Here is a 2507-nt window from a genome sequence, read left to right on the forward strand (position 1 = left end):
ATAAATTATCGCAACTTATCTTAAATGAAAAAATACAAAAACAAAGTTTAGCACTTTTCTTTGAAAATGAATTTGATGTAAAACTTACAGAACAGCTTTCAAATTATGAAAATAGAGAAGAATTGGTTGCAACCAACTCTAATTTTATAAGCGAAAACTACAAATTACAATACCAAATGATACAACAAGATTTAAAAATAGCTCGCTTGCAACAATTGCCTGTTTTATCTTTCATATCGTCATTTAATTGGCAAAATCTAAGTAATGTAAACTATTTCGATGCAAATTCTAATTGGGTAAATTTTAACTATGTTGGTTTAAAGGTTACTTGGGATTTTCCAACGAATGTGCAAAAATTAGCCACCGTTTACAATAAAAAAATTCAATTGAATCAATTGAAAAATAATGCAGATCATGCCGAAAAAGAAAATGAATTTGCCAACAAACAACTAGAAATTGAATATGAAAAAGCGATGGAGCAATATAAAAATTTCAAAAAAATATATCTGCTAAAAAAAGACACTTTTGAAAAAAATTTCAATCAATACCAAGAACAAATTTTGCCATTAGATAAACTTCTAATTTCGCAAAACGATTTGTTAATCAGTGAGATAAATCTTGTAAATGCTTTGGCAAACATAGGATTCTCAAAAAATAAAATTGTGATAAACAACAACTAAAAATATTCAAAATGAAAAATAGTCTGTTTCTTTTACTAACACTTTCTACTTTGGTTTCATGTGGAACAAAAGAAGAAGGAAAGCCCGTTGTGCAAGACATTAAAGAATTAGTTTTTGCTTCGGGCGAATTAGAATGGGACAATTCCTATAATCTTACCGCTCAAACAGATGGAATTTTAGTAAATGCAACTTTTGACGTTGGAAATAAAGTAACTGAAAACCAAATTATTGCTTCAATTGACAATAAAACTAATGAAAACAATACCGCTTCGGCTAAAGATTTGGTAGTTATTTCAAAAGAAAACTTAACGGATAATGCTCCAGCTTTGCAACAATTACAACAAAATATAAAGTTTGCAGAAAGTAAATATCAGCAAGATAAAACGCAAGCCGAACGCTACAAAAGATTGTACAATTCGCAAAGTATTGCCAAAGTTGAATATGAAAACATGCAATTAGCCGCAGAAAATTCATTATCGCAATTGAATGCTTTGAAAAAACAATACCAACAAGTTTTACAACAATCCAAACAAAATTACATCAACACTGAAAATCAATTGAAAAACAATCAAGTGGTTTTAGGGTATAATAAATTAGTTGTTCCACAAAAAGGAACAATTATTAAAAAGCTAAAATTCTCTGGTGATTATGTTAAAAAAGGAGATGTAATTGCAGTAATTGCAGATGAAAATAAAGTTGAAGGCGTTTTAAATGTAGATGAAAATAGTATTGGAAAAGTAAAAATTGGTCAAACCGTTTTTGTGCAATTAAACACCAATAAAAATGAAGTGTATAATGCAAAAGTCAGCGAAATTTTAGCCGCTTTTGATGAGCAAACCCAATCGTTTATTTGTAAAGTAATTTTCGATAAACCTTTGAATACTTCGCTTTATGGAACGCAATTAGAAGCTAATATTCTGGTTGGCGAAAAGAAAAATGCGCTATTAATTCCAAGAAATTTTTTAGGTTTTGGAAACAAAGTAATGGTAAAAGGAAAAGACGAAGCCATTATCGTAAAAACAGGGATAGTTTCTACAGAATATGTAGAAATTTTAGACGGAATCACTAAAGAAGATGTTTTGTTGCCTTTAAAACCTTAAGCCATGAACATCAATACCGAAATAGCAAAAACGTATATTATTTCCAATAAAAAACTAACAGCTGTTGCAGCGACTGGTGTGGTTTTAGGAATGTCTATTTATATTTTTATGAATAGCATGTTAGTTGGATTTGATAAGAGTTCGAGTGCTAGTATTTTTAAAACAACATCTCATATTCGAGTGTATAAAGATGACGAAATTAGCAAGGTTTTAGTTAAAAATTCTAAAGAAAATTACTTGATTATTAATCCGAAAATTGTTCCGTCAAACAATACAATTATTAATCCGAAGTTAATTTCTGAAACCATTTTAAAACAGCCCGAAGTTACTGTAGTTACGCCTCAAGTAAGTGTTAATGTTTTTTACAACAATGGAAAATCACAAATCTCTGGATTAGCAATTGGCATCAAACCTGAAGAAGCGAATGTGATGTACAACATTAAATCGTTTATGGTCGAAGGTAATTTTGACTTATTAAAATCAAATCCAAACGGAATTATTATTGGAAGCGGAATTGCCGAAAAAATGAATGCAAAAATTGGCGATAATATCAATTTAACTTCGTCAAAAAGTGTAAATAAAACGTACAAAGTTGTTGGAATTTTTAAAACCAATAATTCAAAAATTGATAAATCAAATTCCTATGTAAATTTAGCTAGTTCGCAACAATTATTGAAAGAAGGAGCATCCTATATTACAGATATTAACGTAAATATTGTTGATCCAG

General features: G+C 29.3%; 3 protein-coding genes. All 3 read left to right on the forward strand.

The genetic code is table 11. From position 1 onward, the window contains the following. A partial coding sequence (locus B4I81_RS00495) for a TolC family protein (protein ID WP_291106286.1) occupies positions 1-680 on the forward strand: 680 nt, incomplete at its 5' end. 11 nt (positions 681-691) lie between these two features. Beyond that, a complete protein-coding gene (locus B4I81_RS00500) occupies positions 692-1780 on the forward strand; it encodes an efflux RND transporter periplasmic adaptor subunit (protein ID WP_291106289.1) in 1089 nt (362 codons plus the stop codon). 3 nt (positions 1781-1783) lie between these two features. After that, a partial coding sequence (locus B4I81_RS00505) for an ABC transporter permease (protein WP_291106292.1) occupies positions 1784-2507 on the forward strand: 724 nt, incomplete at its 3' end.

The organism is Flavobacterium sp. UBA6195 (assembly GCF_002422095.1).
In the GTDB taxonomy this organism is placed as follows: Bacteria; Bacteroidota; Bacteroidia; order Flavobacteriales; family Flavobacteriaceae; genus Flavobacterium.